This window comes from Stenomitos frigidus ULC18 (assembly GCF_003003795.1).
In the GTDB taxonomy this organism is placed as follows: Bacteria; Cyanobacteriota; Cyanobacteriia; order Leptolyngbyales; family Leptolyngbyaceae; genus Stenomitos; species Stenomitos frigidus_A.
The window spans coordinates 58,957-72,785 of sequence record NZ_PVWK01000062.1 but is presented as its reverse complement, the minus strand read 5'-3'; the positions used below and the strand labels follow the sequence as shown (position 1 = coordinate 72,785).

At 51.7% G+C, this 13,829-nt stretch carries 10 protein-coding genes; 5 read left to right on the top strand and 5 right to left on the bottom strand.

Annotation, left to right across the window (positions count from 1 at the left end; all coding sequences use genetic code 11):
• The first annotated feature begins 60 nt into the window (after positions 1 to 60).
• From C7B82_RS32230 to C7B82_RS11485, 4 genes are all read left to right on the top strand, one after another.
• Positions 61 to 231 (top strand): hypothetical protein, encoded by a 171-nt coding sequence (locus C7B82_RS32230; RefSeq protein ID WP_181357455.1) that lies wholly within the window; start codon positions 61 to 63, stop codon positions 229 to 231.
• A gap of 71 nt (positions 232 to 302) precedes the next feature.
• Positions 303 to 1,649: a toll/interleukin-1 receptor domain-containing protein gene (locus C7B82_RS11500; protein WP_106256427.1), complete on the top strand. Its 1,347-nt coding sequence runs from the start codon at positions 303 to 305 to the stop codon at positions 1,647 to 1,649.
• A 358-nt stretch (positions 1,650 to 2,007) separates the two neighbouring features.
• The gene (locus tag C7B82_RS11490) at positions 2,008 to 4,989 is read left to right on the top strand and encodes a UPF0182 family protein (RefSeq protein ID WP_106256426.1); all 2,982 of its coding nucleotides are present in this window, start codon (positions 2,008 to 2,010) and stop codon (positions 4,987 to 4,989) included.
• Between the two features lie 550 nt (positions 4,990 to 5,539).
• Entirely contained in the window at positions 5,540 to 7,147 is a 1,608-nt protein-coding gene (locus tag C7B82_RS11485; protein ID WP_181357454.1) for an ammonium transporter, read from the top strand.
• Positions 7,148 to 7,274: 127 nt separating this feature from the next.
• On the opposite strand, the gene C7B82_RS11480 is transcribed toward C7B82_RS11485, so the two are convergent.
• The 3 genes from C7B82_RS11480 to C7B82_RS11470 all read right to left on the bottom strand — a co-directional run bounded on the left by C7B82_RS11480 (position 7,275) and on the right by C7B82_RS11470 (position 10,762).
• Positions 7,275 to 9,350 carry a chromosome segregation ATPase gene (locus tag C7B82_RS11480; RefSeq protein WP_146141138.1) on the bottom strand — a complete coding sequence of 692 codons (2,076 nt, stop codon included), beginning with the start codon at positions 9,348 to 9,350 and terminating at the stop codon, positions 7,275 to 7,277.
• Positions 9,351 to 9,539: 189 nt separating this feature from the next.
• Positions 9,540 to 10,001: a hypothetical protein gene (locus C7B82_RS11475; protein ID WP_146141137.1), complete on the bottom strand. Its 462-nt coding sequence runs from the start codon at positions 9,999 to 10,001 to the stop codon at positions 9,540 to 9,542.
• A gap of 317 nt (positions 10,002 to 10,318) precedes the next feature.
• Positions 10,319 to 10,762: a helix-turn-helix domain-containing protein gene (locus tag C7B82_RS11470; protein WP_106256423.1), complete on the bottom strand. Its 444-nt coding sequence runs from the start codon at positions 10,760 to 10,762 to the stop codon at positions 10,319 to 10,321.
• A 300-nt stretch (positions 10,763 to 11,062) separates the two neighbouring features.
• Here C7B82_RS11470 and C7B82_RS11465 point away from each other — a divergent pair, with 300 nt between their 5' ends.
• Positions 11,063 to 11,710, top strand: a complete 648-nt coding sequence (locus tag C7B82_RS11465; RefSeq protein ID WP_106256422.1) for a class I SAM-dependent methyltransferase — start codon at positions 11,063 to 11,065, stop codon at positions 11,708 to 11,710.
• Positions 11,711 to 11,871: 161 nt separating this feature from the next.
• Here C7B82_RS11465 and C7B82_RS11460 read toward each other — a convergent pair whose 3' ends face one another.
• Together C7B82_RS11460 and C7B82_RS11455 are read right to left on the bottom strand one after the other, a co-directional pair.
• Positions 11,872 to 12,735, bottom strand: a complete 864-nt coding sequence (locus C7B82_RS11460; RefSeq protein ID WP_245939839.1) for a 3'(2'),5'-bisphosphate nucleotidase CysQ family protein — start codon at positions 12,733 to 12,735, stop codon at positions 11,872 to 11,874.
• 198 nt (positions 12,736 to 12,933) lie between these two features.
• Positions 12,934 to 13,821 carry a PfkB family carbohydrate kinase gene (locus C7B82_RS11455; RefSeq protein WP_106256421.1) on the bottom strand — a complete coding sequence of 296 codons (888 nt, stop codon included), beginning with the start codon at positions 13,819 to 13,821 and terminating at the stop codon, positions 12,934 to 12,936.
• Positions 13,822 to 13,829 lie beyond the last annotated feature (8 nt).

The window sequence follows — 13,829 nt, the reverse complement described above, 5'->3', positions numbered from 1 at the left end:
CCTTGGGTGGATGGGTGAAGCCTTCTTTACTAAACCTTTTGCCCCCTGGAGATATTCATCATGAAAACCACGCAAACAAACTCATCAGCTCAAACCACACAAACGAACCAAAGCCACCAAACCACGCAATCGCCTATTGCCAGCAGTCTCTTCAGCAATCGCGGTTTATATGCGAGATGGGAAACCTTTCAAGGCAAGCTAGTTTGCCGCTGGTTTAAGCAGCCTGACTAACGGCATCGCTTTAGCGATTAACAGAGCGCCATCTTGAAGACGGGAACGCAAACTATAGAGATTTGAAAGCAATGAATGCTTCTACTATTCAGACAGCTAAACAACTTCAAACCGCCATACTTCACGAGGCTGGCAGCGACGTGTTTATCTCCTATTCCCGCAAAGATCAGTCCTTTGTGAGGACATTAAGTGCCGCGTTTAAGCAATTGAACCATGATCCGTGGGTTGATTGGGAAGATATTCAGAAAGGAGAAGAATGGTGGAAGGCGATTCAGCGCGGTATTGAGAACGCTCACACGTTTGTCTTTATCATGAGCCCTGACTCTGTTAAATCATCCGTTTGTCGGGAGGAAATTGAATATGCAGCCGCGTGCAATAAGCGCTTTTTGCCTATTGTGTACCGGGAAGGCTTTGATCAGAAGCAAGTTCATTTTAAGTTGTCTAGTCACAACTGGCTCTTTTTCCGGGAAGCAGACGACTTTAATGAAGCTTTTCAGGAATTAATGAAGGCGATCGACACCGATCTGGAATATGTACGTATGCATACACGCTTGCTGGTGCGTGCTCTGGAATGGCAAGGAAAGGCAAAAAATCCAAGCTCTTTGCTGCGCGGGCTTGATCTGGAAGAAGCGCAGCAGTGGTTAATCAAGCGCATGGGCAAAGAACCGCTGCCAACCAACGCGCACGTCCAGTACATTAAGGCTAGTCGAGATACTGAGGTCGCCAGGGTCAGTGCCCGTAGAAAAGCACGACGAACCGTTTTGCTGACCACGCTTCTGGCCAATATTGTCCTATCTGTGGCAGGCGGCAGTTGGTTTTACCAGTTTCGCCTCAACGAGGCTTTAGAGCGTATCCAAAAAGAAATGGTGCAGGCGCTTCAAGCAGGGAGATTCGGCACTAATGGCGATCACTTTGCGGCTTTAGCAGACCTCTATGTGCCGAAAGGAAGTACTCCAATCGATAACCCACTTTATCAAGAGCATCAGAAGTGGTTGACCGATCTCCATACCGTCTTTCCCAATGCCATTCCTCGGACTTATAAGGTGGGATCGCCCGGCAAAATTATGTGGATTGGAGACCTTTCGAGAAGCATTGCGATCGGTCGTGAAACCACTGATTTTTTGGAGCCCTTTAAAGCCGAACACTCAGAGCGCAAGGTGTTTGACGACAAAATAACGGTGATTATGACTCCCTATGAAGATGAACTGGGTCATTGGATCTCAGCCTCTGGCCCGATCAAAAACTCAGCAGGGCAGATTGTTGGCGGTATCAGAGTTGATTTCACCGAAGCTTACTTGATTCAGGTACAGGCAGAAACCCAAAAGACGTTGCTTGTGGCCTATCTGCTGGTTGCCGTGTGGCTATTCATTCTGAGCTGGATTATTTTGCGATCGCTGCGTCCTATTGAAGAAGATTGAGCTGGGCAGCACGGCTTAACCCCAGCCTAAACAGCAGAATTCACTGCCCTTAACCGCATTCCAGCTTCTTAGTTTTGTCAGTCAAGCAGGGCTTTACCACGCTTTTTAGCATTGTGAACACACTCAAAAAAGCCGAGATATAACAGTAGCTTTTCCTGCGAGACGCCGCGATGGGGGCGGAACCAGGAACGAAAGAGAGACCAGAGACAAGATGACTTGAGGAGGAAACCCCAGGATTCTGCCCGGTCGGGGTTGGTCTCGCAAGCCATTGATGCCCTGTTTGATAAAGTTAACAGTTGAATAGACAATGTTGTATGGTTGAAACCATTGTTCATCCGTAGTTGACTGCTTAACTCCTGTGATCGGAAAACGGCTATTTCAACTCTCTATCGTGCTTCTGGGAGTGGGGCTACTACTTGATCTGGTCTGCCGTTTAGGAGCCGAGCTACTCTGGTTTCAGGAGGTCGCTTACCTCTCAGTCTTCCAACTCAAATTCCAGGTGCGACTGGTACTTCTAATGGTGGTGGCGGGGTTAACGGCAGTTTACTTGCTGGGTAATCTGGCGTTAGCGCAGCGTTTCAAGTACTCTTCTACTTCGACGGCGGTTGGCTACGGCCAGGAGCGCAAAAAAGGGTTATTGTCCCCCTACAAAGTAGAGCGATCGCAGTCTTCTCCATCGTCTACTCCATCAAAGGCGACGTTATGGTTCCGATCGCTTCTCCCTCTCACTCTGGGACTAAGCCTGCTGGTGGGGTTTTTACTGCTGTCTTATGGGCAGCTTGCCGTCCACTACTGGCAGCATGGGGCAACACTTTCCGGCCCGTTTGTGTCTCGCCTCAATCCTAAAATTCTCTGGCAGGCGATCACACAGAGGAGTGACCTGGTCTGGCTGCTAGGTGGAGTCTGGGGCCTTGCAATCCCCCTGCTCATCTATCCTCACTTTGGGCTAAGCGCGATCGCCGTGACGCTCAGCCTCTTATTTGGGTGGTTGTGTTCAAAACAATGGGCCGTCGTCCTGCAATTTTTACATCCCACCTCATTCGATAGCACCGATCCCTTATTCGGACGCGATATTAGTTTCTACATTTTCGCCTTACCGTTTTGGGAATTGTTAGAACAATGGCTCTTTGGGCTCTTTCTCTATGGGTTTATTGCAGTGTTACTGACGTATTTGTTGTCAGGCAATAGCCTTAGCCAGGGAAGCTTTCCGGGGTTTTCATCAGCGCAGCAGCGACACCTCTATGGAGTTGGCAGCGGCTTGATGGGTGTCATGGCGTTAAGTTTTTGGCTCAGTCGCTATGAATTGTTGTATTCACCGCGTGGAGTCAGTTTTGGTGCCAGTTACACCGATGTTGTGGCTCAACTGCCCGCTTATACGGCCTTAAGCGTGTTTGCACTAGCGATCGCACTCGTTCTCTTGTGGTACACCCTTTTCTGGCAACCGAAAGCCACCCATTGGCACTGGGTTAAGCTTGGTTTCGGTCTGTTTGGCACGCTGCTTGTTGCCAGCGTTGTTGTTCCTGAAATCATTCAATCTTTGGTGGTGCAGCCGAATGAACTCGCGCGGGAGCGCCCCTTTATCGAGCGCACGATCGCGCTGACCCGTCAGGCTTTTGATTTGGAAGTGATTGATGCCAGCAACTTTGATCCGCAGGGGCAATTGACAGAAGCCGACCTCACCGCCAATGAACTGACTGTGCGCAATATCCGTCTGTGGGATCAACGCCCGCTACTGGAAACCAATCGGCAACTCCAGCAGATTCGCCCCTACTACCGCTTTCCCGACGCGGATATCGATCGTTACACCTTGCAAACCGATGTGCCTGCTCGTCCATCTGCAACGCCCCAGAAGCGTCCAGCACCTAGTCCCGCGACTCCAACTGAACAACGACAAGTCTTGATTGCCGCGCGTGAGCTGGACTACAGTGCTGTCCCCCAGGAAGCACAAACCTGGGTGAACCGCCATCTCATTTATACACATGGCTATGGCTTTACCCTGAGTCCCGTAAATATTGTGGGTGCTGGTGGCTTACCAGAATATTTTGTCAAAGACATTACGGCTAGTGACGCTGGGGCACTAACGACCTCTAGCCCTGCGATCCGTGACAGCATTCCCATTGGGCAACCCCGTCTCTATTACGGTGAGATTGCTAATACCTATGTGATGACGCAAACCCTGACGCAGGAGTTGGATTTTCCTAGCGGTAGTGACAACACCTACAACGTCTACGATGGCCGTGGTGGCATCAACATGGGTTCTTGGTGGCGGCGAGGCTTGTTTGCAGTTTACCTGCGTGATTGGCAGCTTTTGTTTACTCGCGATTTTTTGCCAAAGACAAAGGTTTTGTTCCGACGCAACATCAAGCATCGGGTGCAGGCGATCGCGCCTTTTCTGCGCTACGACAGTGATCCTTATCTGGTGACAGCCAATGTGCCTAAACCAGGAGAGACCGATCAGAATTATCTTTATTGGATTGTGGACGCTTACACGACCAGCGATCGCTATCCTTATGCTGACTCTGGCACTGAAGGCATCAACTATATTCGCAACGCGGTCAAAGTTGTGATTGATGCTTATCATGGTTCCGTCGATTTTTATGTGGCTGATCCAAGTGATCCCATCATTACAACCTGGTCAAAAATCTTGCCTGGGTTGTTCCAACCGCTCAACGCAATGCCAGCCGCCTTGCGGAGCCACATGCGCTATCCCGTCGATTTTTTTAAGCTGCAATCGGAACGGCTGATGACGTATCACATGACCGATCCACAGGTGTTTTACAACCGGGAAGACCAGTGGCAAATCCCCAATGAAGTGTATGGCAGTGAACCTCGACCAGTCGAGCCGTATTACCTGATCACCAGTCTGCCTGCTGTGCCGTTTGAAGAGTTCATTTTGCTGCTGCCCTACACTCCACGCCAACGAACCAATCTGGTTGCCTGGCTGGCCGCGCGATCGGACGGTGAGAACTATGGCAAATTGTTGCTGTATACCTTCCCGAAAGAGCGACTCATCTATGGCCCCGAACAAATTGAAGCGCGCATTAATCAAGACCCGGTGATTTCCCAACAGATTGCCCTCTGGAATCGTCAGGGTTCGCGAGCCATCCAGGGCAATTTGCTCATCGTGCCGATCGAACGATCGTTGCTGTATGTGGAACCACTTTACCTGGAAGCCACTCAAAACAGTCTACCCACGCTGGTACGGGTAATTGTTGCCTACGAAAATCGCATTGTCATGTCACCCACGTTGGAAGGAGCCTTGCAAGCGATCTTTAAACCCCAAGTCACTCAAGACGCAACGATTGTGCGTCCTGTAGAAGAGCCAGCGATCGGACAGTAGCCAGTAAACAACGACTGATGCATCGATTAATAAGGCAAGAAAGATAATGGAACAGCTGTTGGTGATTCAATGCATCAGCCTCTGTTCCATCATGAGCCGGAATTAAACACCACAAAAACCGATCAAGGATGTTTGCGAAGTCCTATCGCTCTATTAAGAAAAGGGTGTAGAGCAGAACAAAGGCTAAGGATACCCTCTGGGAAACCCTTTGGTCTTGCCAGACCTGTGCCTTGGGCGCTGACAATTGACCGTTCTTTATGATTAGCTGCGGTAAATCAGTCTGGACAGCCGTAACCCGCGATACAGAATTACTGTTGGTGGATTGATGGAATGGACAGATAGAACCTGGCACTAGCAATGATTGAATGAGCGTTATTCCAGTCTTATAAAACCGTCAAGTGAATTTAACCTGGGCGATTTTTTGACTCCTAATTAACGGAACTCATAGATTATTGCGCAAGTGGATATCTATGAGCAGTTATTTGGTTTGCTTTAGCTGGCGTTCTTGCCGCTAATGTCTGTTTTCATTCACCTGAGGAAGCTGAGAAGTATGTCTAAACTTTTGCTGAAGCCGCGATCGAAACCGAGGCGCCGCCGCTTGTCTATGCATTTAAAATCGCTCCGCCTCGATCGCCATTGGCTGTCGCCTGAGTGGCTTAGCAAACGGTTGGCGCCCAGTTGGCAAGCTTGTATTCCCCTAGCGCTGCTCATCGTCGTCGGTTGGAGTGTCGCGGCTTCTGCTCAAGCGCCCACGCTAGAAGCTGTGGCTGAGAGCGTCGGTGGCCTGAAAGTGGTACTGGACACCATGTGGGTCATGATCGCTGCCATGCTGGTGTTTTTCATGAATGCCGGTTTCTGCATGTTGGAAACCGGGTTTTGCCGTCAGAAAAACGCCGTTAATGTACTCGCCAAAAACTTAATTGTGTTTGCCTTGTCTACGATCGCCTTCTGGATCTTGGGTTGGGGGTTGATGTTTGGCAATGGCAATCCGTTTTTTGGCACTGAAGGTCTGTTTTTCCTGTCAGGTGCGGACAATAGCCCGCTGACGGGTGATGCTTACCAGGGTGCTTACAAAGCCATCGGCTGGGCTGGTGTACCGTTGCTCGCGAAGTTTTTCTTCCAGCTTGTCTTTGCGGGTACGGCTGCCACGATCGTCTCGGGTGCTGTAGCAGAGCGAATCAAGTTTGTTGATTTTCTGATTTTCAGCTTGCTGCTGGTGGGCATCGCGTACCCCATTACAGGTCACATGGTTTGGGGTGGCGGTTTGCTAGCAGGCGCTGGTTTCTGGGACTTTGCGGGTTCCACAGTGGTGCATTCAGTCGGCGGTTGGGCAGCCTTGATGAGTGCGGCACTGCTGGGCCCTCGCATTGGGAAGTACAACAGCGATGGCACCGCCAATGCGTTTCCAGGGCACAATTTGTCGATCGCTACTCTCGGCTGTTTAATCCTCTGGCTCGGTTGGTTCGGGTTCAACCCGGGTTCGACGATGGGTGTGAGCTCACTGATTGCACACATTGCTATGACCACGAATATCGCGGCGGCCTGTGGTGGCTTGGCGGCGACCATTACAGCCTGGTTGCTCTTGGGCAAGCCCGACCTCTCGATGGTGATCAATGGTATTCTGGCCGGCTTGGTTGCAGTTACCGCCGCCTGTGCTTTCGTGCCGGTCTGGGCTGCGGCGATTATTGGTGCCATTGGTGGTGTGCTGGTAGTTTATGCCGTCTTGTTCTTCGACAAGAACAAGGTTGATGATCCGGTGGGAGCTGTTTCGGTTCATCTGGTCAATGGTGTATGGGGGACATTAGCGGTCGGTCTGTTTGCGACCGGTCCTGGTGTCACCAAATTTGGCACAGAGCTGTATGCCGAAGGGCTTGGGCCGAAAGCGGGTCTGTTTTTAGGGGGTGGACTTGAGCAGCTTTGGACTCAATTCGTAGGTGCTGCGTTGGTTGGTCTCATCACAGTGGTACTTTCCACGCTCTTCTTGTTGGCACTGAAGGTAACGCTGGGCATTCGAGTATCACCGGAGGAAGAACTGCAAGGTTTGGATATTGGCGAACATGGCATGGAAGCGTATGCTGGTTTCGTCAAGTCGGCGACTGAGACTCGTGTCGACGTGGCTGCTCCCAGTTCTAGCGGTGTGGTTGACTCCCCTTATTAAGGCCATTTGGCTTTAGTTGCATCATTTAATCTGGGATGATTTGTGGACATGACTTTCCTTGACTGAACCTCGATTACTGGCAAGGAAGGTCATGGCTGCAGAGACTCACCGCCGACTACGTAAAAAACTATTGCCCGATCGCCCGTTTCCAGGCCTGGATTTCTTGCTGGGCTTCAGCGTAGATGCCAGAGCGCGAAGGAATCTTTTGAGCAATTGCGATCGCTCCTGGCAAATCGTAGACGGCTTGACTTCTCGCTACCTGTAGGAGTTGCGTACTCCATTCGGTAATGGCATGATCAGCCTCCGATCGCAGGGCACTATCCGCTGGCACCTGATCGGCAGTTCTGATTGCATTCGCCAAGCCGTCTGGAGAACCTGAATTTGCTAACTGACGAGCAGTCTGAAGATTTTGCTGTGCTTGTGCCTGCAGTTCCTGGTTGCGTAGCTGACTGCGCCATTGCTTTACGTCTACCTGAGCATCGGCATAGAGCGATCGACCAGCCCCAATTTGTTCTGCCGTTCGAATCGCTGCGGTCAGATCGCCAGCGCTAGCAAATTCGCGCGCACGATCGAGATACGGCTGATCCTGAATTTGCTGAATCTGCCCTGTCCAGGTACGGGCTTTACCCTGAGCTTCTTTGTAAAGTGCTCGTCCCTGAGTGATTTGGTTTGCCTGGGCAACAGCGGCTTGTAAGGACGTGGGATCACCCTGCGCTGCTATTTGCTCTGCCTGATCGAGAATAGGACGGTCTTCAATGGTTTGAATTTGCGCTGTCCAACTCTGGATCTGTTTCTGCACCTCATTCCAGCGTGGGTTGGAACGGGAAATGGTGGAGGCTTCTGCGATCGCTGCAGAGAGGTCGCTAATGGTGCCGGGTTGCGAGATAATACGCGCCTTTTCGAGTTGCGCGATCGCCTCAATTTCAAGTTGCCAACGGACAATCAGCTGCTGTGCTCTGCGATAGAGCGGTCGATCGGGGCGAATGCGTTGTGCCTGAGCAATGGCTTCTTCGAGGTCAGGCACCGTGTTTAGCCAGACTTGAGACTGGGCGTTTGCCAGCACCGTCAGATCCTTCACGTGCTCGTTCAAATTGGCGATGTCAGGAATCTTGTTCAACACATTCAACGCTCCCTGCAAATCGCGCCGATCGAGCATCACCTGTGCCAAATCAAGCATCTTTTGCCCAAACTCTCCGATCGCCTTCTGAGCCGCTTGATGGACATAGCTATTTGGGTTAATCGACTGCGCCAGCTTGATGGCTTCTAGCAAGTTGGTGAGTCCACCCTGATCGGCTAGGCGTTGCGCTTTGCCTAGCGTATTACCATCGTCCCGCGAACCGTTAATTTTGCCCGTGAGTTCGTTGTACTTCGTCGTCTGCCAGAAATTATTATCGATATCCAGCAGCCGCACCGCATAAGAAAAAGCCTGTCGCCAATCGAGGTCTCGCAATGACTCTTCTGCTTTGCGATAGATGGTTTCGGCCTTAGACCAAATGGTTTGCCAGCGCTGCACTCGTTCTTCCACCAGCTTGTAGCCAGAAACTTTAGGCGAAAGCCGCCGTGCGGCCGCGATCGCCTCATTCAGCTTGCCAGCGTTGAAATCTGCTTCTGCCAGCTTCAAGACCTCCAGCGACCATAGCTCGACTAGTCGATCGGCCTCATCCCGCAGCGGGTGGTCTGGAGGCAGAGAATCGATCAACGCGATCGCCTCCAGCAAATCGTTTGAGGTCTGTTTACTGGCTGCCAGGCGTGCACATTCAAAGCGCAACGACGCCGAAGCCAGGGGCCAAAAAATGGCTGGGCAGTTGGGTAAGCCTGGCAATTGAAGCAACAGCGCTAACGCCAGCGCGCCTGTGCCGACACAGCCAAAACCCGTTGCTAGGAGCCAAAATTTCCAGCTATATAGCCATCCTAGCCATCGACGTGGTGGCCGGGGAGTCTTCGAAGTGTCCAACACAGGTTCATCACTACCCGATCGATTGACTGATCGGTGCGACGGCTGTTGGTTTGGTTTGGGCGGTGGCGGTGGCACAGGACGCGATCGAGCCGGTAGGTCTGCCCCTTTTGCCTGAGCCCGCGATTGCGATACTGAAGAGACAGGGATAGCATGAGACCCTGCTGGTTGAGGCCGCGTTCCATCCTTTCTAGGTTTTGGCGATCGTCCCAACGGCTTACGGTGAGGCATTCCTGGGTCTCTAGTCATACTCAAAAAATAAGCAGCAGTACCGCATGGAGTCTTCAAACCGCATGCATAGATGCCATGCTACTCTCCAAGTTCCAAAAAGCCAAATTGGTTTGTCATGTGAGTGAGGGTAGAACAAGGATCGTAAATACAATCACCCGTCATTTAAATTGCTGTAGGCAAGACTGCCGCATCCCTACAGCAATTTGCTTAAAGTTGGCGATTCTCAAAGCGACCCACTTTCACCCAGTGCTCATAGCCACTACGGATACTTCTGCGTCTCACCGCTTCTGCGACATCTGGATTTTTGGCTAAGTAGCTAGCTTCATTAAAGCGTGGAAAGCGGCCTTCAAAGCGCCCAGCCTTTTGATAATGCGCGTAGCCATCTCTAAACTGTCCCCGTGCAACTGCTGCTTTCACATCTGGGTAAGCCGTTAAATAGAAGCGTTCATCAAAGTTGTTAACATCCCTATCACGGTTGCCATAGCGATCGATGGTGCGATCGTCATCACGGTTGTTATACCGAGCATCATTGATGACTCTGCCACAAACGATTCTGCCGTTTGTCTCTGACTCAATACAGACTCTTTGTGCCATCGCGGGTAGTGCCACCACGGTCATGGCGGCCGTCATTGCAACACCCAGCAATCCCAAAACCTTCGTTATACTCATACTCTTTAGCCTTTTGGTTAGCTACAACTACAGCGAGATTTGACCGGGCTCAAGGCCGTACGGTCAAAAATTCCCTATTCGTAGAGTAGACGCGCAGAGCCTCTCCAGGTTCCTACGGTTAGTATGGCAGTAGCAGATTGCCATACTAACCGTAGGAACAAGAATTTAATCACTCCGGCGTTTCCCGTAGGAGCGCAGGGCCATGCGCCCCTACCTGCAAATAATGCGTCGATTTTATTTAATCCACAATCCTTACTTGTCTCGCTGAAGCCGCTTGCACCGTTTACGCCTTTTGCTAATCGCACCCCGTCCTTTGCTCAATCACAAGCATCCTCTTCATCTTTTAACCGTTGCAAGTAATCCCAGCCACGTTGTGCCCAGACTTGTTTACCCGTTTTCGCTGCGATCCAACGGGCAACTTTAGGCCCCGTCCAGCGTTCACCGTCTGGTGAGGCTGCTTGAAGTGCTTGTTTGAGTTCCTGCTGTTGTTCTGGCGTAAGGAGCGATCGTGGAGACGGTTGCCCTTGCTGACTGCGGTTTTTGACGCCTAAAGGGCCTTGTTGGTTGTAGCGGCCAATGATTTCCTTGGCATAGTCATAGTTCATCCCAATGAGTTGCGCTGCTTGTCTCACCGTCCATTGCTGCGCCACCAGATGTACCAGGTGCCACCGACGCGCTTCGATCTTGTCCTGCGCATGCCGATAAAGGTGTTTGATTTCGCTAGCTGTCAGATGTGGTTTGAGTTGTACTCTTGGTGGCACGATCGAACCCAGGCACTAAAACAATGGCTATGACACTGATCAGCAACTTTTGAGACGCTCCGGACAAAAGCTTGCTCGCAGATTGAAACAGCTCTAACTAGAGACACTTCACAAACACCAGGGAAGAACAAGCTGTGACAATCCCAAGCAGCATCAGGCAAACGCGCAGGGGCCGATCGAGTAGGGGGATTCAGGGGGCTAGACCTCAGAGGTCTGGAGATGCGCGATCGGGCTGGACTTTGTTAACATATCTTTATAATCCAAGGTCAACCCCTCATCCAAATCGCTTGTCTACAAACCATGCTGCTACGCCCCGAACAGCGCGCCAAACTTGACGATACAAACGATAGCTTCTTCTATGGGCAACCGCGTTTTGTCACCCATGTTGATGAAGGCTTTATCCAGCAGTTGACCGATCTCTATCAGGAACGGTTGCAGCCAGACATGCGCGTTCTGGATCTGATGAGTAGCTGGGTATCACATTTACCAGAGGCGATCGCGTTTACGCACGTCGAAGGGCATGGGCTCAATGGTGAAGAACTTGCGCGCAACCCTCGGCTAGATCATTACTTTGTGCAGAACTTGAACCAGGAACCGACGCTGCCGCTAGATGATCAATCCTTTGATGCGGTGCTGAATACGGTTTCTGTGCAGTACATGCAATATCCCGAAGCCATTTTTAGCGAGATTCACCGCGTGCTCAAGCCCGGTGGCGTTGCCATCATCAGCTTCTCAAACCGAATGTTTTATCAAAAGGCGATTCAGGCCTGGCGTGATGGCTCTGAGGGCGATCGTGTGAGACTTGTTGAAGGTTATTTTACGTCAGTGCCGGGATTCACCAAGCCGGAAGTCGTGGCGCGACAATCACAAGCACCCGGCATCATGCAGCTCTTTGGTATGGGTGGTGGCGATCCCTTCTATGCAGTCATTGCTCATCGTCAAGCTTAGGAATGAGAATTTAATCAAACCGACAATTTTGTAGGGGCTTAGCATTCGGGTAAAAGCGCTTGCCGTAGCCGAAGGCAACCCTGCCGAAGGCTAAGCCCTTACGTGAGAATGACCGATGTTATTTAATCCACGCTCCTTAGAGGTGTTTCGGTACAGTATCGCTACGGAGCATCGATCGCGGCCAAAAGCCTTACTGCCTCAGCACATAACTGGTCGTGGCAGTGCCCATTGCTGGCAACCAGACCACCCCATTGGCTGACATCCTCCTGGTTGTAGTGCAGCAACGAGCCATCAAAATGGGTGAAGCGCCCTCCGGCCTCCGTCAGGATTAACTCCGGTGCCGCCAAATCCCAATCTTTAGGAGCAGACGTACCAGAGAGCGAAAGGTAGATATCTGCCTGTTGTTCTAGAATCGCGGCGATTTTGCCACCCACACTCCCACGCGATCGCTGTTGTTGTACAGGGAAGCGTTGCAACAGTTGGTTCAAGCGCTCATCTCGATGGCTACGGCTGGCAACGATCGTCAGTTCTGCCAACTGTTTTCGTTGCGAGACATGGATTGGTACTGGTGTTTCGTGTTGCCGCTCAACAAAGGTGCCGCCGCCCAACGTGGCAAAGTAAAGCGTCCCAGCGGCTGGACAAGCCACCACTGCCAGCACGGGTCGATCGTCCTCTAGCAACGCAATATGAACGGCATATTCTCCGGTGCCCTTGATGAAATCTTTTGTGCCATCAAGCGGGTCAATAACCCAGACCAACGGCTTCGACAACCGTTCCTCCAGGGGCTGTGTTTTATACGTTTCTTCTGTTAAATACGCAAACTCACGCCTCCCCAAACTAGCGTGCAGATTGTTGAGGATATAGGCATCAACGGCCGTATCGGCAGCCGTAACGGGGCCATCACCTGAGTCCTGAACGTTGAGATCTAAATGCTGAACGTTGAGCAAGATATCGGCAGCACCCCAGCCAATGCTACGGGCGATCGTCAATAGTTCCTGTAATTCCGCAGCGTGCAAGTGGTTCAAATTGGGCAGTCTCCGAGAGGGGTGAGGGAAGGGTAAGAAGTTTTGAGTTTTGAGTTTTGAGTTTTGAGTTTTGAGTAGCGCTTTGCGCCGCTACGCTAGAGAGTTTTGAGTTAGTTTTATCGCTGACTGCTGACTGCTGACTGCTGACCGCTGACCGCTGACCGCTGGCCACTGACTGCTGACTGCTGACTCCTCAATTCACTCAAAACTCTCTCCTCTTCCTTCCTCCATCCAGCGGCGGGTACCAAAGTATTGGCAGGACTGAGCCGCGATGTTGGCAGCGATCGCCAGTGCGTCTCTAAAATCTTCTCGCAGAATGGCGTGGCAGAACGCACCATGAAAGATATCTCCCGCTCCTAGTGTATCGACCACGGTAACAATGGGCACGTCGATGTGTCCCGCTGAGGTTACTGTCCAGTACTGAATGGGTTGCTGCCCTTGCGTAATGGCGATATGGGGAACGCCTAAATTTAACAGGTACGCCGCCACGTCTTGCGGGCTTTGGCAGTGGGGAGGGTGAAAGTTGGCGGAACAGATCACATAGTCAGCCAGAGGCAGCACTGTTTCAAAACCCGGTTTCCAGCTACCGCCATCAATGACAACCGGAATTCCGCGCGATCGTGCCTCCATTGCGATCGTTCGTCCCACCGCCATTTGGTGCCCGTCGATGAGGATGACAGCCACATCCTGCAAGCTGTTGGCAGGGATGTTGGCACTCGCCTGGGCTCTCACTGCATTCAACGAGACGACTGCTCGGTCGCCTGTTTTTTCTGTCACCATGATGGAGGAGACGGGCGGCGGAGTCGCAAGAGTCGGACTTAGATCGTTGAGTGTCACCCCATATTGCTGAAGATCGGTCAGAATCAACTGCGCCATTGGATGCATGCCCAGCACACCCATCACGATCGCCTCGTTACCCAAATGACTAAACGCAACAGCCGCATTCGTCGCCGGCCCCCCCGCTGACACCGTATAGTCAGAAGCAGCGAGTTTTTCATTAGCCAACGGTGGGCGATCGACCAGATAGATGAGATCGAGCGTCACAACACCGATGAAAAGTCCCCGATGGGATTGAAGTTGGGACATTGGTCAGT

What these genes read in the sequence shown, in the direction of transcription:
- C7B82_RS11480 (WP_146141138.1), bottom strand. Translation starts at nt 9,350, where the DNA reads ATGACTAGAGACCCAGGAATGCCTCACCGTAAGCCGTTGGGACGATCG.
- C7B82_RS11500 (WP_106256427.1), top strand. Translation starts at nt 303, where the DNA reads ATGAATGCTTCTACTATTCAGACAGCTAAACAACTTCAAACCGCCATA.
- C7B82_RS11465 (WP_106256422.1), top strand. Translation starts at nt 11,063, where the DNA reads ATGCTGCTACGCCCCGAACAGCGCGCCAAACTTGACGATACAAACGAT.
- C7B82_RS32230 (WP_181357455.1), top strand. Translation starts at nt 61, where the DNA reads ATGAAAACCACGCAAACAAACTCATCAGCTCAAACCACACAAACGAAC.
- C7B82_RS11485 (WP_181357454.1), top strand. Translation starts at nt 5,540, where the DNA reads ATGTCTAAACTTTTGCTGAAGCCGCGATCGAAACCGAGGCGCCGCCGC.
- C7B82_RS11475 (WP_146141137.1), bottom strand. Translation starts at nt 10,001, where the DNA reads ATGAGTATAACGAAGGTTTTGGGATTGCTGGGTGTTGCAATGACGGCC.
- C7B82_RS11455 (WP_106256421.1), bottom strand. Translation starts at nt 13,821, where the DNA reads ATGTCCCAACTTCAATCCCATCGGGGACTTTTCATCGGTGTTGTGACG.